At 67.5% G+C, this 1,552-nt stretch carries 1 protein-coding gene and 1 pseudogene; both read right to left on the reverse strand.

Features of this window, described 5'->3' with window-relative positions; all coding sequences use genetic code 11:
- Positions 1-217 precede the first annotated feature (217 nt).
- Positions 218-1,153, reverse strand: a pseudogene (locus KBI5_RS24655) (Wadjet anti-phage system protein JetD domain-containing protein); the annotation flags it as partial.
- Between the two features lie 89 nt (positions 1,154-1,242).
- A partial coding sequence (locus KBI5_RS24660) for a transposase (protein WP_157902599.1) occupies positions 1,243-1,552 on the reverse strand: 310 nt, incomplete at its 5' end.

A 1,552-nucleotide genomic window follows, 5' to 3' on the forward strand; every position in this document is an offset into this window, starting at 1 on the left:
ACACCTACAGTCCCGGGCAGCTTCAGGATGTTCCTGGCTGGTGTAGCCAGCGGGGCGGGTGGTGCGGGAGGCGGTGTAGCGGGCGCGGTGTTRCTGGTTGGTGACGTTGGTCAGGCCGAAGGCGGTGCGGTAGATGAGTTGACGCTCGTTCCGACCACGGCCGGCCCAGCGGCCCCGCCGCCGGGCGCAAGGCGCGCCGCCATCTCCATGTTCGGTTTCATCCTTTCTGATCGGGTCTGCAAGCCAGCGACAGACCCCCGCCTTTCAGGATCTGCATTAGTCGGGCAGCTGCGTGGGTGAGGGGGATGACTTCCTGCTCGATCCGGCGGAATGGGGTGGGGCCCGCAGTCGCGATGGTGTTGTACGCGGTGGCCTCGGCTTCGGTCAGGTGTGGCAGGGTCGTCGGTGATGGCTGGATGGGACGACCCGCCTTGTCGTGGTTAATACCGTGCTGAGCGTAGTGGTGCAGGTCTGTGGCGCCCATGAGGATGGAGGTGACGTGCTTCGCTGGTGCGCCGTCTGGTGCGGGCTCGGCTAGCGCAGCGCGAAACTGGTCGAGGATCGTGTACCCGTCCGCGTCGATGTCGCCCCAGTAGACGATGTGGTCCGCGGTGCGGATCCAGGGAACGTTTGCTAGCAGGGTGGCTGCGGCTTTGCCGCCGCCCTCGACCACTATTGTGTCCCTGACTGGCGGGAACCAGAGGCGGGAGTCGCGGTTCTCGACGACGAGGACCACGCGTGGCTGGTAGGCGATGTCATGTACGTCACCGGTGGTCCAGGCGTCGTGCCTGCGGCGGCCCGATGCGGCGTGGTCGGGATCGACATATGTCAGGTGCATGACGGTCAGCCGGGGTCTGACTTCGTGTCGGACATCGCGGCCCGCGACATCGCGCAGCAGCGCGCCGTGGGTGTCAAGCCATTTGGTGTGCATACCGGGGACCGGGAGTTGCCGCAGAGTCCAGTTGCCAGCGTTGGGGTGCTGGTGTAGCCAGGTCACGGCACTGAGTAGTACCTCCACGTCGATGGCCTGGAGGCGGTAGACGGCCCGAAGGGTGGCAGGGGTGATGATCGCGTTGGCGGACCGTAGCGCCGATGCGAGCACGCGGGCACGGTTGATGTCCACGGTCGGTGGTGCAATGCCGGTTCGGGTGTCGGCGATGGTACGTATTCGGAAATCCCGTTGGGGCATGATCGTGGGCGGCGTGACCGTGGGGCACTCCGCTGGGGTCTCGGGGGTCGGGGTCAGCCGGGAGGCTGTTRCCAGGTGGTGAGGTCCTCGGKGYTGGCGGCCCAGGGCAGGAACCGGTCGAGGTCGGCGCCGGTCGGCGGCTTGCCGCCGGCCCGGCCRCAKGCGTCGAGGTAGTTCTCCAGGTAGGTCAGCAGGTTCAGGTTGTGCATCGCGGCGGTCGCGGTGACCGTGAAGATCGTGGCGGCGTGGCGGGCGGTGTCCTCGGTGCGGGAGCCGCCGGCGTTGCGCCGGGTCACGACCGGGCCCCTGATCGCCCTTTCCGCCGGGTTGTTGTCCATGCCGATCATGGGGTAGTCGCGGTGG

Source organism: Frankia sp. KB5 (assembly GCF_002099325.1).
Taxonomy (GTDB): Bacteria; Actinomycetota; Actinomycetes; order Frankiales; family Frankiaceae; genus Frankia; species Frankia casuarinae.